The sequence below is a fragment of the Aestuariirhabdus sp. LZHN29 genome, from assembly GCF_049985285.1.
GTDB lineage: Bacteria > Pseudomonadota > Gammaproteobacteria > Pseudomonadales > Aestuariirhabdaceae > Aestuariirhabdus.
In genome coordinates, this window is record NZ_JBNIEU010000001.1 from 418,231 (window position 1) to 437,266 (window position 19,036).

Sequence of the window (19,036 nt, forward strand, 5' to 3'; positions counted from 1 at the left end):
GGCGGCCAGCTTATCCTTCGCTGGGACGCAGTTCAGGGCGTAAGCGTCTGGCCATCTCGTCTGTCGCCCGGATCAATGCATCGGAGATACTGGGCTCCATCGAGGAGTGCCCCGCATCGCGAACGATGTGCAGGTCCGCCCGGGTCCAGCGGCTTTGCAGTTCGAAAGCGTTGTCCAGCGGACTGATCATGTCGTAACGACCATGCACCAGGATCGAGGGTATCTCGCTGATCACATCCATGTTGTCGAGAATTTGATTTTCTTCGATGAAGCCGCGATTAATAAAATAGTGACACTGCATCCGCGCCATCGATTTCGCACGATGGGGGTCTGCATAGGTATCGAGCAAATTCTGATTGGGCCGCAGGGAGGCGCAGCGTCCCTCCCACTGAGCCCACGCCTTGGCTGCACTCATACGCGCCAGATCGTCGGGACCCGTCAAGCGGCGATAATAAGCCTTCAACAGGTCATCACGCTCCTCCGCAGGGACGTGATCACAAAAGTCCTGCCAATAGTCCGGGAATATACGGCTGGCCCCCTCCTGAAAGATCCAACGTATATCCTTATCACGGCATAACAGAGCGCCCCGCAACACCATACCCAGAACTCGCTCTGCGTAGCGCTGGGCATACAGCAAACTCAGTGTCGCGCCCCAGGCACCACCAAACAGCACCCATTTCTCGACGCCCATGAACTCGCGCACTCGCTCGATATCCTCAACCATGGCCAAGGTATCGTTACCATCCAGCTCCGCGTGAGGTGTTGAACGACCGGTTCCACGCTGGTCAAACAGGATTATCCGATAGATCTCCGGATCAAAGAAACGGCGGCTGTGCTTATCGCAGGCCATGCCAGGCCCGCCGTGTACATACAACACAGGAATGCCATCCGGGCTCCCGCTCTCCTCCACATAAAGTTCATGGGGCGAGTCCACCTTAAGGGTGTATCGTTCACGGGGTTTTATCGCGGGATAGAGGGTAAACATAGCGCATCCTTAGCAAGCTACCGGGCTGCCCTAACACTACCCTGAAACGCCCCGCAGTGAAAGCTGCGAGGCGTTGATCCGAGCCTATTACAAAGCGCTTATTAGAACCTAGCCGCGGGAAGCGCGCTTACGCTCATTTTCGGTCAGCAATTTCTTGCGCAGACGAATATGATTGGGCGTCACTTCGACCAGCTCATCATCTTCGATAAACTCCAGCGCCTGCTCAAGTGTGTGGGTTACAGGAGGGCTCAGGGTCAGAGCTTCATCCGTGCCCGAAGCACGCACGTTGGTCAGCTGCTTACCCTTGATCGGGTTAACCGCGAGGTCATTACTACGCGAGTGCAGCCCAATGATTTGTCCCTCATAAACATCCACCGCATGACCAAGGAACAAGCGGCCACGGCTCTGCAGGTTAAACAGCGCATAGGCCGCCGTTTTACCTTTGAGCATACTGACCAGCACACCGTTCTGACGGGATGCGAGCTCTCCGTCTTTCACCTCACCATAGTGATCGAAGATGCTGGTCATAATTCCGGAACCGGAGGTCAAGGTCAGGAATAATCCGCGGAAGCCGATCAAACCCCGTGCAGGAACGATAAACTCGAGCTTAACGCGCCCCTTTCCATCGGGCTCCATGTTGGTCATCTCGGCTTTGCGTAACCCCATCTCTTCCATGATAGAACCCTGGTGCGCCTCTTCAACATCGATTACGACATGCTCAAAGGGCTCCTGAATAACACCATCCACCTCTTTCTGAACCACTTCCGGACGGGAAACCCCCATCTCGAAGCCTTCACGACGCATGGTTTCAATCAATACCGACAGATGCAATTCACCACGACCGGACACTTTGAACTTATCCGGTGTATCACCAGGCTGGACGCGCAGCGCAACGTTATGAATCAACTCGCGCTCAAGACGCTCGCTGATATTACGCGAGGTGACAAACTTGCCATCCTGGCCCGCAAACGGAGAGTCGTTGACCTGGAAGGTCATGCTCACTGTCGGCTCATCAACGGTAAGTGGCGGCAGTGCCTCGGGGTGGTCCGGATGGCAAATAGTGTCCGATATATTGAGCTTATCGATTCCTGTGATGCAGATGATATCGCCCGCACGAGCTTCCAGTGTGTCGACTCGTTCCAACCCCATATAACCCATAACATTCAAAATTTTTGACTTACGAGTCTTGCCTTCGGCGTCGACCACAACCACCTGGGTACCGGGCTTGACGGTACCACGGGTCAAACGGCCGACCCCGATAACTCCGACGTAACTGTTGTAATCCAACGCCGAGATCTGCATCTGCAGGGCGCCCTCGACACTGACATCCGGTGCAGGAACCTTGTCACAAATCATCTGCAGCAAAGGCGTCATATCTTCCGCCAGGTTGTCGGGATCATCACCGGCAACGCCGTTCAGCGCAGAAGCATAAATAACCGGAAAATCGAGCTGTTCATCACTCGCGCCCAACCTATCGAATAGCTCGAAAACTTCATCCATAACCCAGTCAGGACGGGCGCCTGGACGGTCAACCTTATTGATGACAACGATCGGCTTAAGGCCACGCTCAAACGCTTTTTGGGTCACAAAACGGGTCTGGGGCATTGGCCCGTCAACCGCATCAACCAACAGCAAAACGGAGTCAACCATCGACATCACACGCTCCACCTCACCACCAAAGTCGGCGTGCCCGGGAGTGTCTACGATGTTGATGTGGTAATCCTCCCACTCTATCGCCGTGTTTTTGGCGAGAATGGTAATACCGCGCTCCTTCTCCTGATCATTGGAGTCCATGACGCGCTCGACGCCCTGATCGCGGCGCTCCAGCGTGCCGGATTGCTGTAGCAGCTTGTCCACCAAAGTGGTTTTACCATGGTCGACATGGGCAATGATGGCAATGTTGCGTAACTTTTCGATCACGATCGAGACCTCAACGAAAAAAGAGCGCGAATTATACAGCAGCGCCGCACAAATGCACGGATTGCATTAACTTCTAGCCAACCTCAGGGACGATAAACCCTGACATCGGCAAAACCTTCGCCCCGCAGATGCATGGCGTGCAGCTGACTCATCACCCCTTTTTCGCAGTACAGCAGGTACTGACGACCACTCTCCAGCTCGCCAAAGCGACTGTGTAGGGTATAAAAGGGCAGATGAATCACCTCTACCCCATCGAGCTGCAGCGGCTTCAGCTCCTGCTCGTCAGGGTGGCGAATATCGATAACCACGTCACCACTACTGACCTGCTGGGTTTCCACTGCGCGCTGCTGCTCCTGCTGACCGACGATATGGTTAATCGGCACGGCTTCACGACTTTTGATGGCGCGCTCCAGAACCGCCATATCGAAGCGCTCCTCCTCCCGCTCAACCCGGTGCTTACGCGCCCTGGTGGTTGGGTTAACCGATATCACTCCGCAGTATTCGGGTATATGGCTGGAAAACTCTTCGGTGCCGATACGCCGGGAGATATTGATAATATCCTGCTTATCCATCGCAATAAGCGGACGCAACACCAAGGTATCCGTTACCGCATCAATAACCGCCAGATTGGGTAACGTCTGGCTGGATACCTGGGCGACCGCCTCTCCGGTGACCAGCGCCTCTATCTTCATCTCGCGGGCAATCTCACTGGCGGCTCGCAGCATCATGCGCTTGAGAATCACCCCCATCTGCGAGTTATCCACCTTGGTAAGGATTTCGGCCACCACCTCTTCAAACGGAACCGACACAAACATTACCCGGTGGGAAGAGCCAAATTTATTCCACAGATAGTACGCGACCTCCTTCACCCCTACCTCATGAGCCTTGCCGCCCAAGTTAAAGAAGCAGAAGTGGGTATTGATTCCCCGCTTGGTCATAAGAAAGCTTGAGACCGTGGAATCGAAGCCCCCGGAGATCAACGACAACACCGGGTCCTGGGTACCCAGGGGAAAACCGCCCAAACCCTCGTGTCGACGACGCACCACCGACAGAGTCTTGTTGCGGATCTCTAGCCGCACCGTAACATCGGGATCTTTTAAACGAACCCCCAGGGAGTCGGCGTGCTGATTTAACCCACCGCCGACATATTTCTCCGCCTCATGGGATGTGAACTCATGATTACCCGTTCGACTGGCCCGCACACAGAAAGTCTTGCCCGCGAGAGAGTCACCGACTTCGGCCAGGGTCACCTCGAACAGATCGTGTAGGGTTTCAAACGGATGCTGACTGACCTCCAGTACATGGGCAATGCCCGGCGTACTCATTAGACGCTCGATGAGCTGCGCGCAAAGGGCTTCATCCTCGCTTGACGGCACAACCTCAACCCGATCCCAAACACCCTGCACCTCGACACCGGGGTCGATCACTTTGAGCAACGTACGTATATTGCGGCGCAACTTCTTCACAAACTGAGTACGCACCGGCTTACTCTTGATAGTGATCTCGGGAAACAGCTTAACGATAAATTTCATTCGACGGGTCATCTGAGGGGGAAAAAATAAGGCGGTACATTATACAAAAAGCGGGTAGACTCGGCACTGCTTCTGGAAGGATTCATCTGTAAAGATTTCTCCCCATCCCGAGGCATGCCTCAACCCAAAAGCACCAAATTGGTGCGGCAACCAAGATTACAGCACTGATTTGGTGCCTTTATGGCCGAGGTGCGCCAAAGCTATCTCTACGGAGCCCCCTATTTCAGCTCTCTGGAGGTGGTTTTATACAGTGGCACACACCTTGCTTTATCTTGGGTCACGATTTTGGTTCTGCATCGTCACCAACCTGGCAACGGACAGATCAGCGTAAATGGTGGGCTACACCACCACACTTAATGCCCTTTTGGAGGAAACGAGATGTCAGAGAACACTCTGAAACTGATTAAAGATAACGATGTTAAGTGGATCGACCTACGATTCACCGACAGCAGCGGTAAAGAGCAGCACGTCACTATCCCCGTCGGCGAAGTTAACGACGACTTCTTCGAAGAGGGCAAGATGTTCGATGGTTCATCCATCGCGGGCTGGAAAGGCATTAACGAGTCTGACATGATCCTGATGCCTGAAGACAGCGCCTCTGTTATGGATCCCTTTACCGACGAGAGCACCCTGATTGTTCGCTGCAACATCGTTGAACCTTCGACTATGCAGGGCTACGAACGCGATCCACGCTCTGTTGCTAACCGCGCAGAAGAGTATTTGAAATCTACCGGCATCGGCGATACCGCATTCTTCGGTCCCGAGCCCGAGTTTTTCGTATTCGACGACGTAAAGTGGAAATTCGACATCTCCGGCTGCTCTTACGAGATCAATTCCGAAGAAGCTGCCTGGGCCTCCAACGCCCAGTTTGAAGGCGGCAACACCGGTCACCGTCCGGGCGTTAAGGGCGGCTACTTCCCCGTACCTCCTGTCGACTCCATGCACGACCTGCGCGGCGCTATGTGCAACGCCATGACGGCCATGGGTCTTGAGGTTGAAGTACACCACCACGAGGTCGGTACTGCTGGCCAGAATGAGATCGGCGTCAAGTTCAACACCCTGGTGAAGAAGGCTGACGAGGTTCAGGTCCTTAAGTACTGCGTACACAACGTTGCCCACGCCTACGGCAAAACGGCTACCTTTATGCCCAAGCCATTGGTCGGCGATAACGGCAGCGGCATGCACGTTCACATGTCCATCTCCAAGAACGGTGACAACACCTTCTCTGGCGACGGCTATGCTGGCCTGTCCGATACCGCCCTTTACTACATCGGCGGCGTAATCAAGCACGCCAAGGCGATCAACGCCTTCGCGAACGCGTCTACCAACTCCTACAAGCGTCTGGTTCCTGGCTTCGAAGCTCCTGTTATGCTGGCTTACTCCGCCCGTAACCGCTCCGCTTCTATCCGTATCCCCTACGTGAACAGCCCCAAGGCGCGTCGCATCGAAGTTCGCTTCCCTGACCCGACAGGTAACCCTTACCTGACGTTCGCGGCCCTGCTGATGGCGGGCCTTGACGGCATCAAGAACAAACTTCACCCCGGCGATGCTGCCGATAAGGACCTCTACGACCTGCCAGCCGAAGAGGCTGCCGAGATCCCAACCGTAGCCACCAGCTTCGAAGAAGCCCTGGCCGCGCTGGACGCAGATCGTGAATTCCTGACCGCTGGCGGAGTATTCACCGACGATATGATCGACGGTTACATCGCCCTGAAAAATGACGAGTGCGTGCGCGTTAGCCAGACCACTCACCCGGTTGAGTTTGATCTGTACTACAGCGTCTAATACTTGCCATCGGAGCGGGTCTTCCCGCCCCCACCAAAGCCCCGCCCTGCGGGGCTTTTTTGTTTCCGGCAGGAATAGCTTATACTCAAATGATAGAGCAATGGAGGCTTGTAGATGATTAAGCGACTTTTCGTCCTGATAACGGTTGGGGCACTGACCAGCACCCCGACCATGGGTGCCCAGATCTACCGCACGGTGGACCCAGCAGGCAATGTCACATTTACCGACAACCCGCCAGAAGGGCAGGCTTCCGAAGCGGTTAAGCTGAAACCGATGACGACCGTATCCCCACCGGCAGTCAAACCTTTACCGGACGATTCCGAGCCGGATGACAGCGAGACACCCTCCCAGGAGTTCAGCTACACCTCGCTACAAATTCTATCTCCTGAACCCGGAGAAACCATCCGTGGAGCCGGAGACTTTCAGGTGGTCGCCGCCACCGACCCTGAGATGCGCGAAAGTGATAGCGCACGCCTGCTGATCGACGGAAACCCGTTCGACAAGCGCCAAAAGAGCCTGTCATTTGCCCTGACAAACATCGATCGAGGAGCGCACACGCTTGAGGTTCAGGTTGTAGATCGCAAAGGCAAGACGCTCATCAGCAGTCGTGTTGAGGTATTTGTCCATCGCGCAAACCTGGGTACCCCCCGCGCTACCCCCGCCAACTGACCCACTAGAAGGCAACCCAAAAAGAAGGCGCACCAAACTGGTGCGCCTTTTGTTTTTGCCCCCTATACTCATTTATCGGTAACCGCCTTTGCCTCATTCTGGAGCCCCACCCCATAGGGAGTCTCTGGGACAGAGGATCAAAAAGGGGCGCGTGGTACATTTTGGCTCACCTTTTGCAGTTAAGCTGCGACTCTCTGCTGTTTTACCCGAGGATTCATGTCCGGCCTTCATCAACAACTTTTAGAAAACCTGTCGACCTCTGTCGTAGTGCTTGATGACCGCCTCTGCATCATCTACATGAATCCCGCCGCCGAAGCCCTGATGGAAGCCAGTGACAACCGCCTGCACGGCCAACCCCTGTCTGACCTCTTTGTAGAAAACCCCTCTGCCACCGACGCCCTGCTTCAAGCGCTCCGTGACGGCAACCCCTTCACAAAGTGGGAAGCTACTTTGTATCTCCATACCGGCGCACAACTCGAAGTGGACTACGTGGTCACCCCCCTCACCGACTCGAGTACCCATCTTATTCTTGAGTTACTACCAAGGGATCGCCTCAAACGCCTTAGTCGTGAAGAGGAGATGCACTCCAAGCAGGAGACCACCCGCATCCTGGTGAGAGGTCTAGCCCACGAAATCAAAAACCCCCTCGGAGGTATTCGCGGCGCGGCCCAATTGCTGGCCCGCGAACTCGATGGCCCCGAGCAGCAAGATTATACCAACGTCATCATCGAGGAGGCTGATCGTCTCAGCAACCTGGTGGACAAGATGCTCGGACCCGTTAAGCCACCCAACCTGCTGGATCTCAACATCCATGAGCTATTGGAGCGGGTGTGCCAACTAGTCAATGCCGAAGCGCAAGGCGCTCTGGCCATAGAGCGGGATTATGACCCCAGCATCCCCGATGTCAGCGCAGATCGCGAGCAGTTGATGCAAGTCCTGCTCAATATCGCACGCAATGGGATGCAAGCGATGGAGTCCGGAGCCGAGGGCTTGACCTCCGGCATCCTGACGATACGAACACGCACCCAGCGACAGCTGACTATCGGCAATCATCGCCACCGGCTGGTGGTACGCATCGATCTGATCGACAACGGCCCGGGAGTCCCCGCAGCCATCAAGGATCAAATATTCTATCCCATGATCAGCGGTCGAGCCGAGGGTACGGGCCTGGGGCTTAGTATTGCCCACTCCATTATTGCCCGCCATCAAGGCGTACTGGAGTGCGAATCCGTGCCTGGCAACACCTGTTTTACCATTTACCTTCCCCTTTCCTGTTAGATTCCCGGAGCGGAACATGAACCAAAGCAACGTATGGATTATTGACGACGACCGCTCCATACGCTGGGTGCTCGAAAAAGCACTGCAGCAGGAAGCGATTACCACCTCCAGCTTTGAAAGCGGGGACCAGGTACTGCAAAAGATCTCCCAAGTTCAGCCAGAGGTGATCATTAGCGACATCAGCATGCCGGGTATCGACGGCCTGACACTCCTCTCTCAGATCAAGGAACAGTTTCCGGAACTACCGGTCATTATCATGACCGCCCACTCGGATCTCGATAGCGCCGTTGCCTCCTACCAGGGGGGGGCATTTGAATACCTGCCCAAGCCTTTCGATGTCGACGAAGCCACCAGCCTTGTCAAGCGCGCCCTCAGTCATGCCCGCGAAAACCAGGCGCAGCTCGCCGAACCCAACGCCATGGAGACCCCCGAAATTATCGGTGAAGCACCCGCCATGCAGGAGGTGTTTCGTGCAATCGGCCGGTTATCGCAATCCAATATCACGGTGCTGATTAATGGCGAATCCGGCACCGGCAAGGAGCTGGTCGCCCACGCTCTACATCGCCACAGCCCGCGAAGAGACAACCCCTTCATCGCACTCAACATGGCTGCCATTCCCAAAGACTTGATGGAATCCGAACTTTTCGGGCATGAAAAGGGATCATTCACAGGGGCCGCCGGGCAGCGCCAGGGGCGTTTCGAGCAAGCGGACGGGGGCACGCTTTTTTTGGATGAGATCGGTGATATGCCCGCTGAAACCCAGACCCGCTTGCTACGCGTGTTGGCCGACGGAGAGTTCTATCGGGTAGGAGGGCACACCCCGGTTAAGGTGGATGTTCGAATTATCGCCGCAACCCATCAGGTTCTTGAGACACTGGTTAAGGAGGGGAGTTTTCGGGAGGATCTGTTCCATCGGCTCAATGTGATACGTGTTCACATACCCAAACTGAGCGATCGACGCGAGGACATACCGCCACTCATGCGCCACTTTCTTAATCGGGCCGCAAAGGAGTTGGCCGTAGAGCCCAAGCTTCTGAAACCCGAAACCGAGGAGTACCTGCGCAATCTTGCATGGCCTGGCAATGTACGCCAGCTGGAAAATACCTGTCGCTGGATCACCGTCATGGCATCCGGTCGCGAAGTACTGGTTTCCGACCTCCCCCCCGAATTGACCGAACAGGGAGAACTGCCGACTACAACCAGCAACTGGGAGCAGGCGCTGCGTAACTGGGCAGACCAGGAGCTTACCAAAGGTCACAGCGCTCTACTCGACAGCGCCGTTCCCAGCTTCGAACGCATCATGATCGATGTCGCACTCAGCCATACCGCCGGCCGACGCCGAGATGCGGCACTATTGCTGGGCTGGGGACGTAACACCCTGACGCGTAAAATCAAGGAGCTGGGAATGAATGGCGCCGATATGGAACTCAGCGACAACGACCTCTAACGGTATACCTCGCGACGATAGATCATGGGCTGCTCTCCACGAAATACACCAAAGGTTGCCGTGGCGCCAGGACTGGCAGGCGCTCCCAGCGTAAACCAGTCGTACAGTAGCCAGTCGTTCGCCACGGGGGCCTGCAGCGTCACTCGGACAGAGCCTTCATTACCAACCCCTGGCGCACTCAGATTAAGTGCACCCGTCCCCGCAACGAACCCGGCCCATAGGGGCGTGGTTTCCCCGGCGTCCAGGTTACCGCTGTAATCGGTCAACTCAATATCAAATGCATCCACCACCGGTGGCACCGAGAGCACCGTGCAACTGTCACTGGCATTGGTGACAAACCCAAACTGGCCCACCACCTGATCCCACTGCTGTACGGTCACGGGAAGATTCAACGGCAACACCTCAGGACCAAACCCGGGTTCAATCAGCAGGCGACCGAACCGAATCTGGGTGCCGGTGATACCACTTAGACTGTAGGCTTCACAGCTGGCGCTGGCGCCCCCCACTCCGCGATAACAGACGGCATCACTATCGGTTAAATCAGTCGCCGCCAGATCCAGTGACAATTGCGCCGAAAAGGGGATGTCGTTGGCGGTGGGTCTTATAGACAGTTTATCGTAGCTTAGCAATTCATCGCTTATCGTCAGGATTGCCAATCCATCCAGATTATTGTCCCCTGCCAGTGTAACCGTCGCCCCGCTACTATCTACCTGCAGGTCTCCTCCCTGTCCCGCCTCATCGGAATAGCTTCGTGCTGCCAGCGAGCCGGAAAGTTTCCACAGGTCATTGCCATAATTTTGCGTCACCGTATTCACACGACTGTACCCCGTCACCGTCAACTCGGGATCGGTGGCGAAGCCGAACGGCTGCCCCTGATAAGTAAACGCACAGGACCACCCCGGCTCCCCGTTCCTCAACAGGGGGACATTAGCGCTGACATCAAAGTACGCGGGGATAAAACGTCCCACGGCAACCGCCGTGCGAAGAATCGCCGCAGTATCGATGGTACCGATGCCAAGGTAATCCCCATCGAGCACGCGAGGCCGCAATGACAGCGAACCGACTTCGTCCCAGCGCTGCTGACCTGTGTAGACACCGCCAGCGATAGATCCACTAAGGTCTACCAAGCCCGGATCGATACCGCCAGACGGCTGCAGCAGCGCCGTATCAAAGCCTACAGTTTCTCCTTCAGCACCAAAGCTCGGGGTCACATCACCCTCTGCATCAAGGGATTCGACCTCAAGGGTCAGGGGGTCACCTGCGGCGATAAAGCGGGTATCAGTCGCCGACACCGGGGTGGGTGGCTGTGGCGAAGGGTTGGTATTAGTCAGGCTGGCAGTTTCGGCAACCTGAGTCAGCCTCAGCTCGTACGGCCGCACCACAAAGCTTTCGCTCTCCCCTCGTATTGGCAGGATTCCCTCACTGGCTCCAACCCTAAGCTCTCCCACATCCTTGTAGTTCAACCCTGCCAGGGTCGCCTGTCCCTGATTGAAGTTGATGCCATGGACAGTGGCCGCCCCCTCACCGTCGCCTAAGGGCGCCCCCCCTCGGGTAACAACTATAGGGCCGACTGCGGGATTAACCCGGGTCATCCACAAATTTAGATTTTTGCTGCCCTCATAGGATTCAATAACACCACACTGCGGGTCATCTTCGGTCTGACCGTAGGCGGCGATATGAAGATCAAAATCGATCGCTGAAACCTGAACAGGGATCAGTTTGTTAATGGGGGCGGCAGGTGGATTCAGCAATGGGCTGGCGGTCAGGGTAAAGCCATCGGGGGAAAAGTCGATAGAACCGGAGCTGGCATCATCTCGAATGCCCACATCGTCGCTCTGGTATACCTGTAAGGTAACGCTCGCAGGCAGGGGTAGAAGTGGGGTTCCATCGTTGTACAGCAGATTAAACTGCGCGACCCCAAGGTCGCCAGCCACAAACTGATAGGTGGCCACTCCATCGTCGGGGGCACCGTTAGCAAAGCTGCCACCCCCGCTTACAAGGCTCCACTCACCGCGGCCGGTTTGGGTGTCGAGGGTGATGGCACCGGCATAATCATCCACTACGTCGTTTAGCAGATCCCGGGCGCTGACCGTCACAACAACGCCGCCACTGTCACAAAATATGGCACTGTTAACGTGGGTCAGCGTAAAGTGGTCGACGGCGGACCCCACTCCTGGGCACAGAGCTCCCCAATCCATATTGGACAGTGCGCTAGCATCGTAGGTAAAAGCCCCGCCTGTGTTCAGATTAAGTCGATTAGCCGTGGCGGCTCCGTAGTTGAATCCGTTATTGCCAAATACCGTTCGCCCCTGAGAATAGACGATAGCCGATGATGTTACATCGCTATTGGTCGTCAGGTTTCCATAGCCATAGAGCAGCAACTTACTGGGATCCCCTGCCACCCCAGCTGCCGGGGAGTTAAGCAAACTATCATCACCAAAAGTGACATTATCTCTTATAAACAGGCGCGCACTCCCTGCGCCGACAACATTGATTTGGGCACGCTGACCAACTCTCAGGCGGCGGACCCAGTAGTCTCCTTCGACCAGGTTTAATACCGCATCGTTCCTGAGGCGCAGATCATCGATAAAATAGACATTTTGGTTGGGGCTGATATTCAGCGTTGCCCCGTTTCTCACATCGATATTGTTGTAATCGGTATCACCACTGGAGCCAATTGTATCGTTACCATTGTTGGGGACCTGCAGATTACCTTCTACTTGGGTGCCCAGTTGAAAGGCACCCGGATCCAACTGATCCACCGCGCTATTGTTGGGCTGACAAGATAACGGGAAACAGGAATCGGCCTGAGTATCAACCTGGTCGGCAAATAGAAAGCGGTCGGTGGGGTTGGTAATCTGTGCGTTGTTGCCGAAGGTGATGCGGCCGACGTTGCCACCGCCGATGGTATGAGTCTGCATCGCATTGGGAAAGCTTGCCTCACACTGGGTCAGCGGAATTCCACAGGGGTGTGTCAGGTTCATTACATCGACCACCTGGGCGTTGGTCAACACCTGATCGTAGATGCGAAGTTCATCGATATCGCCATTAAAGCGACGTGTCGCAATGCGGTCATCACCAATCAGCAACGGCAGGGTATTGGCCAGAGGGGTTCCGCCGAAGTTGGCACTACCGCTGGGCACGCCATCGATAAAGATTGTCTGCGCCCCTGGCGCATGACGGATCACCACATGATGCCACTGACCCGGGGTGAGGCTTGTGGTTGAATTCAGCTGCTGGGTAGCGTTTGGCCCGGTAGTTTGCCACCACCAGTTCACGTTACCGCTGGTATTGACATGAAACTCATAGTTAGTGTCCTTGGATACGATGGTCTTCAGCTCTGATGCCGGCCATCCGTCACTGCGCACCCAGACCGCTACGGTAAAACTGTCGCCTGCGTCGAGTAGTGGGTCATCGGCAATCTCAACATAGCCATTCGCGCCATCGAAATCACCGTAACTACAGGTTCCGGGATCACCTTCTATCGGCTTGGGGGAGGCTGCGCCGGTACTGGCACCACCCTGCGCCACCCCGTTATTGCCGTTACCACTGCTATCGGTCACCTCTCCGGCGGCGCCACTCCAGCTGCTCTCATCAAGATGCCATAGGCCTATAGGGTCGGGAAGCAGGCCCGAACCCACAAACTCCACCAGATGCCATCCAATCCAGGCATCGGCAGCGGTGTTACTTCGCGTCATAGTCAAATTATTAGCCGACAGCGCCATAGTGACGGAACCGACCCCTATGATGTCGTCGCCAGCATAATCGGTTCGCCCCATATTCTGGCCGCCGGCCGGCTGCGCCGACGCAAAAACCAGCGACCGGGAAGGATCCACCGGGCTAATCGACGGCTGCGCGCTAGCCGCGCCCGTTGCAAGTTGTTGTAAACCGCCCTGTACGCTGGAACCGTCCAGCAGCTCTATAACCTGTACAGATATCTCTCCCAGCGCCGAGCCATTTAGTTCACGCTCTATGCGCACGGAGTTGTTGTTTTGGAACTCACTGCTCAGCATGCGGGCACCCACCTCTTGCTCAGTGCCACTCTGCGCACTGTAGCCAAGCAAAACAAAACTACGAGATTGATCCACCGTTGCGATCGAAACATTCTGCGTTCGAATATTGGAAGCCATCGACGTCGTCAGGTGCTGCACGCTGGCATCTCCCGGGGTGGTAAATTCAACCAACTGCCACCAGATGGTATGCACCCCATTGCCCTGATCGGCAGAGAAGCGCAGGGTACTGCCGTCGATAACCCGCCCTGACACCGGGTCGTCCCCGCCCCATTGACTGTGACTATTGCCTGGCGTTTTCGACCAGGTCAGAAATGATTGCGCGGGATTTACCGTCACCGGAATGGCTACGTTATTGGTAGTTCCCGACTGGGATAATTCACCCCGCTGAACGCTAACACCGCTATTGAACTCGGCAACATACCACTGAATTTCCATCGTACTGGTTTCAACAGTATTGCGGACAAACTCCAGCGTTGTGCCACTTTGGATTCTCCCGCGCAGCATCGATCCCGGCGGCCTATTAGAGTTGTGCGCCGTTTGAAAAATCAAAAATGACTTCGAAGGATTGATCGCTGAAGGCAGCGTAATAGTTATCGTACCATTGCCGTTACTGGTGGCTGTACCAGACAATACCTGACGCAGATCCGCACCCCAAACCATCGCGGACAACAGCCATAGGCACAGCAAAAACCAGCGGCTATTTGGCAATACTATGTAGGGCGGCCTTGCGTTTCTCATTATTAATCCCGGGTAATAATTGCTTCAATTTGTCGATAAACATAGTCCGGAGAGTTGTTGTAATTAGCGTAGCTCGCTTCCGACACAATACGGAATACCCTCACCTGCTGAACACCTTCCTGATAGGTTCCCTGCAAAATACATTGGCTCTGCACACTGAATCCGCTCAGTCCGTCGGCATTCAGAATCAGGTTGCTATTGGCACAACTATTTCCATCCAGTACCTGATGGGCCTGGTACTCAATACCCGCTCGCGCCGCCTGAAAGGCCCGGGAACTGAGCAGCCCAAGATCCGCCGTCGCCGACTGAACTCCCATCAAGCGCGCCATAAAAGAGATTGCCAACGCCACAATCACGATCAAAAACATCATCGCTACCAGTGAGAAACCACTCTGTCGGCGTATAGTCATCATGGCGAATTATCCACGTGCACCTGGTGTAACAACGAAATCGTCTCTCCGCCCAGGGAGAGACTCAGTGAAAGTGTCAGTAAGCCTCGCCCCTGATTACTTAATCCCGCGTCGTAGGTAAAACTGCAGGCGGTTACATGCTGGGTCAACAACGCGTTATTGGCTGTCGATAGTGGCGGCGCGGCTCCCGCAACAGGCTGAAGCGACTGCAGACCATAGCCCCAGTAACGGGTGATCTGACCCCCCTCACAAAGGTAACTGATGGGCTGGTCGACTACATAGATACGCCGCTGGGGGGAGGGAAAAGCGAACTGAAAGGGTGGATTGATGGTAACCGTGGCTCCGCCGCTAACCGCTGCACCCAAAGGGGAGATGACATGACTTCCCGCCACAGGCAGCGGGCCCAGGCTAGGGTTGGCGTACACGTTAGCACCCGCTAAAGGTGAGCCTCCTCCATCTTCAGCGCCTACGTTATAAACTACCAGACGACCTCCAGCCGGCACCGACAGCGTGCCCAGAATATCGAAACTGCCATCCGCGGTGGAAAAATCCAGAATATCGCCCCCTCCGACCCCATCGAGATCGGCACGATAACGTGCGCCACCGACCACATTTACCATCTCCAATGCGGTTGCGCCGCTGACCCGCAAACTGTTGGGTAGCGCGTTACGGATATCCCGGGCCATGATGCGCAGCGCCGACTCTGCTACGTCCACCAGCTCTGCTCGGCGCGCCGTATCAACATAGTGCTCCATGGGGCGGCTCATTATAGAAGAGACCAGCGCCAGTACCGCACCGCTGAGGGCGATCACCATCACCATCTCAATCAGGGTGAATCCCCGCGCCGATTGACACCTCCCAATACCCATTAGTAACGCGTCCTGTAGCCGGAGAGCAGTACCGCCAGCCCGTCCGGGGTGGTCACCTGAACATCGATGCGCAACACATCGTTGCCCGCGACTCCCTGCCAGGGGGTATTACGGGCTATCGTCACCGCTACCCTGTAGAACCCCAGAGCAGGAATCGGGTTGCCGTTGGCATCGACGGCTCCGTTATCGACCAGCCCGTCGTAGTCGCACACATTATTAAACAGCGCTCGGCTGCCGGCAGGAGGACCCGCGCAGGGATTGGCCGCAGGAGCCAACGAGGGGTCAACAAAGGGTTGCAGGTAGATCTCGTCCATATAAGCCGCGGCGATCGCCTGAGCTTGCTGGCGCAGCATAGGATCTGCGTTACGCCCGCCGATAGCGGCCATCGCGCCAAGGATAGCGGCCGCAGCAATGCCTCCGATGACAATACTCATCACCAGCTCGATAAGAGTCAGCCCTCGCTGGCGCCCAAGACGGTTCATCGCGAAAAACCTGTGGCGCAATCGACCCGCAGGGTACGCTGATCTGCGCCACTGCCCACACTGATGGATTCATCCCCGGTCACACAACTGGTGAGTCCGCCCGTACTGGTGAACTCTAAGGTCGCCGCCGTCACCGCCACCCCGTCAGGGTTGGTATTGGTAAACGCGTCGTAGGTTGAGGGGTGGGTCACGTTGCTGGCCACCGGATAGCTCGGTGCGCCCCCGGCCAGGCAGTTGGTGTCCTTGCGCAGGGAGAACCCGGCCCCACTGACGCTTACCTGCACCCGGCACCCAGAGGCCAACGCCAGCTTCTGGCCATAGCGTAGACCGGACAGGAGGTCATCGGCAAAAAATCGCTGTTCGTAAACGCCGGGCGTAAAAAAGCGCGGTAGGGCAATTGCCGCCACCACGCCCAGAATCACGATCACCATCGTGAGTTCGATCAGGGTATAGCCCGCAGAATGCCGGGAGCCCAGCAAGCGCTCCGCCTGGCAGTTCATAGGAGCAACCCCGATTACCCCATATTAATCACAGTTAACAATGTTAGGGGTTACCACAGGAGAACCACCTACAGGCGCGTCAGCATAGGTGAACTGGCAATCGGCCAGGGTGGTTGCCCCGGTACCCTGAATAGCAACGGGTGGGCCAGCTACAATGGTGTAATCTGCGGCACTAATCTGGGCTGCATCGAGAATCGACACAGTCGTTGGATAGCCGTTAGTCAGGGCGATGGTGGTACCTTCCAGACTTACCGCTGCCGGGTTGGAGCCATCGGCCAGATAGGCAGAATGGGCAATCGCCGCCGCCGAGCGCACAGATCCGAGGGCACCGTTTACCGAAGCGGCCCGCGCATCACCACCCAGGTCCGCAAAGCGCGGAAGGGCGAACGCCGACAGAATACCCAGAATAACGATCACGATGATCAGCTCGATCAGGGTGAAACCCTTTTGTTTAGTGTTAGTGATTTCCATTACGTCTTCCGCCTTTTCGTTTACAGTTATATTAAGCCAAATAGATCCGCCGCTAATCAGTTAATGATCGTAACCACGGAGCCGTTGAGTGAGTTGTAGATAATCCTATGATTACGGTTATCCGGTTGATAGATGAAGGTACACTGACCACCCGCCGCTGTAGCCAGATAGTCGGTGGCAACTCCGGTAGAAACCGTCGGTGCAGAGCCTTGCAGAACCGATAACCAAACCTGAATGCAGCGATTGGCGTCCGGGTCGCCGTTGTTGCCATCGGTCGAAACCGGCCAGCCGCTGGCATTGGTGCAAACATTTCCAGCCCCAAAACCGGCGAGGTTACACACGACACCGCCAATCTGATTGGTCATCCACTGGGCCCGTACCAACAGCACAGCCGACGCCAGTGCACCACCAGTGCCTCGAACAGCGTTCTCGTGAGCCGTATCGGCCACCTCGATGAAGCGAGGCAATGCGACTGCGGCGAGAATACCCAATATGGTAACCACGACGATCAACTCAATAAGGGTAAACCCCCGTTGAGATCGGGCTATTCCTGTTGAGCGCTGCACTCCCATGTTCAATTCCATCCCTTTGCCTGGTTGCGGCAACATCCCGCCGCCTTCTATCTCACATAGCTATTTAAGTATAGTACGCAACCAACTGTATTTTATGGACTATCTCACAAAATAATTGACAAAAAAAGTCCAGATTTCGCTAATTGCGTACCACCGACCCCAAATCCCACACCGGCAGGAACACGCCCAGCGCCAGTATCAACACCATGACCCCCAGCGCAACGATCAAAATGGGCTCAATAGCGTCGGCCAGACGTCGCAGATCGTAATCCACCTCTTGGTCGTAAAAGTCCGCTACCTCTTCAAACAACTCGTCGATGTTACCCGTCTCCTCACCTACCGCCAGCATCTGCAGCACCAATGGGCTAAACATCTGCGTGTTGGCGGCGGTTCTCAGCAGCGAGTCGCCGCGCTCTACACCGTTTCGCATCTGTTCGATTCCCGCCCCGATATGCTTGTTACCCACCGTCCGAGAAACGATCCCCAACACCTGCATCATCGGCACCCCGGCGCTCACCATCATCGAGAAGGTACGGGCAAATCGGCCCAACGCAATGCGCTCGAAGATCGCACCCACCAGGGGTAAGCGCAACCGGTAGCGATCCCACTGCAACCCACCCTGCTCGGTATTAACGTAACGCCACGCGGCGACGGCGGAAGCGGCAATCACCATCAACATCAGCCACCAGTAGTTAACAAAAAAATTGGAGGTCGCAATCAGGATTTGGGTAGGCCATGGCAGATCGGCACCCAATTTAGCGAACACTGCAGAGAACGACGGGATAACCAAAAAATTAACCACCGACAGCGCCACCACCATCGCCACAACCACCAGCATAGGATAACGCGTCGCTTGCTTGATTCGTTTGCGGGTTTCGCGCTCCATCTCCAGATAGTCCGAGAGTTGCCGAAAGGCTGTATCGAGACGGCCGGTATTCTCACCCACGTGAATCATATTGATAAACATCGCGCCGAACACCTTGGGGTGCTGTTGCAACGAGCTCGCCAGCGACATACCCGATTCAAGATCGTCCGCCACCTGCCCCAATATCTGCGCCATTAATGGGGTGCGCGCGGAGCTTTGCAAGCTGCGCATGGCACGGATGATCGGCACCCCCGCTTTGCTGAGGCTGAACATCTGACGACTAAAGATTACCAACTCATCCAATGCGACAGTTTTTTTGGCGAACAACTGCTCGAAACGGATCGCCGCTCCGCTGGCTGTCGCCATCTCTTCAATCGCCAGGGGAACGACTTGCCGCGAGCCCAGCTGTTGGGCAACGACATCGACAGACGGCGCCTCCATATCGCCGCTAACCTCCTGTCCCGCCGCATCACGCCCACGATAGCTAAAACGAGCCACGA

The 19,036-nt window shown here is 55.8% G+C and carries 15 protein-coding genes; 4 read left to right on the forward strand and 11 right to left on the reverse strand.

Translation table 11 applies throughout. The annotated features are described in order from the left end of the window. Nucleotides 1–10: 10 nt before the first annotated feature. The 3 genes from pip to thiI all read right to left on the reverse strand — a co-directional run bounded on the left by pip (nt 11) and on the right by thiI (nt 4,437). The gene (pip, locus tag ACP3PW_RS01930) at nt 11–985 is read right to left on the reverse strand and encodes a prolyl aminopeptidase (RefSeq protein ID WP_426414969.1); all 975 of its coding nucleotides are present in this window, start codon (nt 983–985) and stop codon (nt 11–13) included. Nucleotides 986–1,093: 108 nt separating this feature from the next. After that, nucleotides 1,094–2,905 carry a translational GTPase TypA gene (typA, locus tag ACP3PW_RS01935; protein ID WP_426414970.1) on the reverse strand — a complete coding sequence of 604 codons (1,812 nt, stop codon included), beginning with the start codon at nt 2,903–2,905 and terminating at the stop codon, nt 1,094–1,096. Between the two features lie 83 nt (nt 2,906–2,988). Beyond that, nucleotides 2,989–4,437: a tRNA uracil 4-sulfurtransferase ThiI gene (gene thiI / locus ACP3PW_RS01940; RefSeq protein ID WP_426414971.1), complete on the reverse strand. Its 1,449-nt coding sequence runs from the start codon at nt 4,435–4,437 to the stop codon at nt 2,989–2,991. Between the two features lie 378 nt (nt 4,438–4,815). Between thiI and glnA the strand changes: the two genes are divergently transcribed. The 4 genes from glnA (at nt 4,816) to ntrC (ending at nt 9,616) form a co-directional block, all read left to right on the forward strand. Then, a complete protein-coding gene (gene glnA, locus ACP3PW_RS01945) occupies nt 4,816–6,222 on the forward strand; it encodes a glutamate--ammonia ligase (RefSeq protein ID WP_426414972.1) in 1,407 nt (468 codons plus the stop codon). 114 nt (nt 6,223–6,336) lie between these two features. Further along, on the forward strand, nt 6,337–6,891 hold the full coding sequence (locus ACP3PW_RS01950; RefSeq protein ID WP_426414973.1) for a DUF4124 domain-containing protein: 555 nt from the start codon (nt 6,337–6,339) through the stop codon (nt 6,889–6,891). Between the two features lie 216 nt (nt 6,892–7,107). Then, on the forward strand, nt 7,108–8,169 hold the full coding sequence (gene glnL / locus ACP3PW_RS01955; RefSeq protein ID WP_426414974.1) for a nitrogen regulation protein NR(II): 1,062 nt from the start codon (nt 7,108–7,110) through the stop codon (nt 8,167–8,169). A 16-nt stretch (nt 8,170–8,185) separates the two neighbouring features. Next, nucleotides 8,186–9,616 carry a nitrogen regulation protein NR(I) gene (gene ntrC / locus ACP3PW_RS01960; RefSeq protein ID WP_426414975.1) on the forward strand — a complete coding sequence of 477 codons (1,431 nt, stop codon included), beginning with the start codon at nt 8,186–8,188 and terminating at the stop codon, nt 9,614–9,616. Here the strand turns inward: ntrC and ACP3PW_RS01965 are convergent. From ACP3PW_RS01965 to ACP3PW_RS02000, 8 genes are all read right to left on the reverse strand, one after another. After that, nucleotides 9,613–14,133, reverse strand: a complete 4,521-nt coding sequence (locus tag ACP3PW_RS01965; RefSeq protein ID WP_426414976.1) for a DUF6701 domain-containing protein — start codon at nt 14,131–14,133, stop codon at nt 9,613–9,615. The genes ntrC and ACP3PW_RS01965 overlap by 4 nt on opposite strands. Before the next feature lie 236 nt (nt 14,134–14,369). Beyond that, nucleotides 14,370–14,780, reverse strand: coding sequence for a hypothetical protein (locus ACP3PW_RS01970; protein ID WP_426414977.1), 411 nt, complete (start codon nt 14,778–14,780; stop codon nt 14,370–14,372). Then, a complete protein-coding gene (locus tag ACP3PW_RS01975; protein ID WP_426414978.1) occupies nt 14,777–15,646 on the reverse strand; it encodes a PulJ/GspJ family protein in 870 nt (289 codons plus the stop codon). The genes ACP3PW_RS01970 and ACP3PW_RS01975 overlap by 4 nt, the downstream gene beginning before the upstream one ends. Beyond that, a complete protein-coding gene (locus tag ACP3PW_RS01980) occupies nt 15,646–16,128 on the reverse strand; it encodes a prepilin-type N-terminal cleavage/methylation domain-containing protein (RefSeq protein ID WP_426414979.1) in 483 nt (160 codons plus the stop codon). Before ACP3PW_RS01980 ends, ACP3PW_RS01975 begins: the two co-directional genes overlap by 1 nt. Further along, the gene (locus ACP3PW_RS01985) at nt 16,125–16,628 is read right to left on the reverse strand and encodes a pilus assembly FimT family protein (protein WP_426414980.1); all 504 of its coding nucleotides are present in this window, start codon (nt 16,626–16,628) and stop codon (nt 16,125–16,127) included. The genes ACP3PW_RS01980 and ACP3PW_RS01985 overlap by 4 nt, the downstream gene beginning before the upstream one ends. Before the next feature lie 24 nt (nt 16,629–16,652). Beyond that, nucleotides 16,653–17,099, reverse strand: a complete 447-nt coding sequence (locus ACP3PW_RS01990; protein ID WP_426414981.1) for a prepilin-type N-terminal cleavage/methylation domain-containing protein — start codon at nt 17,097–17,099, stop codon at nt 16,653–16,655. Nucleotides 17,100–17,155: 56 nt separating this feature from the next. Further along, complete coding sequence (locus ACP3PW_RS01995; protein ID WP_426414982.1) at nt 17,156–17,683, reverse strand: type II secretion system protein; 528 nt, start codon at nt 17,681–17,683, stop codon at nt 17,156–17,158. Nucleotides 17,684–17,810: 127 nt separating this feature from the next. After that, the gene (locus tag ACP3PW_RS02000; protein ID WP_426414983.1) at nt 17,811–19,034 is read right to left on the reverse strand and encodes a type II secretion system F family protein; all 1,224 of its coding nucleotides are present in this window, start codon (nt 19,032–19,034) and stop codon (nt 17,811–17,813) included. Nucleotides 19,035–19,036 lie beyond the last annotated feature (2 nt).

Excerpts from the sequence above, each read along its gene's own strand:
- pip (WP_426414969.1), bottom strand. The coding sequence starts at position 985 with ATGTTTACCCTCTATCCCGCGATAAAACCCCGTGAACGATACACCCTT.
- thiI (WP_426414971.1), bottom strand. The coding sequence starts at position 4,437 with ATGAAATTTATCGTTAAGCTGTTTCCCGAGATCACTATCAAGAGTAAG.
- glnA (WP_426414972.1), top strand. The coding sequence starts at position 4,816 with ATGTCAGAGAACACTCTGAAACTGATTAAAGATAACGATGTTAAGTGG.
- ACP3PW_RS01950 (WP_426414973.1), top strand. The coding sequence starts at position 6,337 with ATGATTAAGCGACTTTTCGTCCTGATAACGGTTGGGGCACTGACCAGC.
- glnL (WP_426414974.1), top strand. The coding sequence starts at position 7,108 with ATGTCCGGCCTTCATCAACAACTTTTAGAAAACCTGTCGACCTCTGTC.
- ntrC (WP_426414975.1), top strand. The coding sequence starts at position 8,186 with ATGAACCAAAGCAACGTATGGATTATTGACGACGACCGCTCCATACGC.
- ACP3PW_RS01965 (WP_426414976.1), bottom strand. The coding sequence starts at position 14,133 with ATGCTGCGCGGGAGAATCCAAAGTGGCACAACGCTGGAGTTTGTCCGC.
- ACP3PW_RS01970 (WP_426414977.1), bottom strand. The coding sequence starts at position 14,780 with ATGATGACTATACGCCGACAGAGTGGTTTCTCACTGGTAGCGATGATG.
- ACP3PW_RS01975 (WP_426414978.1), bottom strand. The coding sequence starts at position 15,646 with ATGGGTATTGGGAGGTGTCAATCGGCGCGGGGATTCACCCTGATTGAG.
- ACP3PW_RS01980 (WP_426414979.1), bottom strand. The coding sequence starts at position 16,128 with ATGAACCGTCTTGGGCGCCAGCGAGGGCTGACTCTTATCGAGCTGGTG.
- ACP3PW_RS01985 (WP_426414980.1), bottom strand. The coding sequence starts at position 16,628 with ATGAACTGCCAGGCGGAGCGCTTGCTGGGCTCCCGGCATTCTGCGGGC.
- ACP3PW_RS01990 (WP_426414981.1), bottom strand. The coding sequence starts at position 17,099 with ATGGAAATCACTAACACTAAACAAAAGGGTTTCACCCTGATCGAGCTG.
- ACP3PW_RS01995 (WP_426414982.1), bottom strand. The coding sequence starts at position 17,683 with ATGGAATTGAACATGGGAGTGCAGCGCTCAACAGGAATAGCCCGATCT.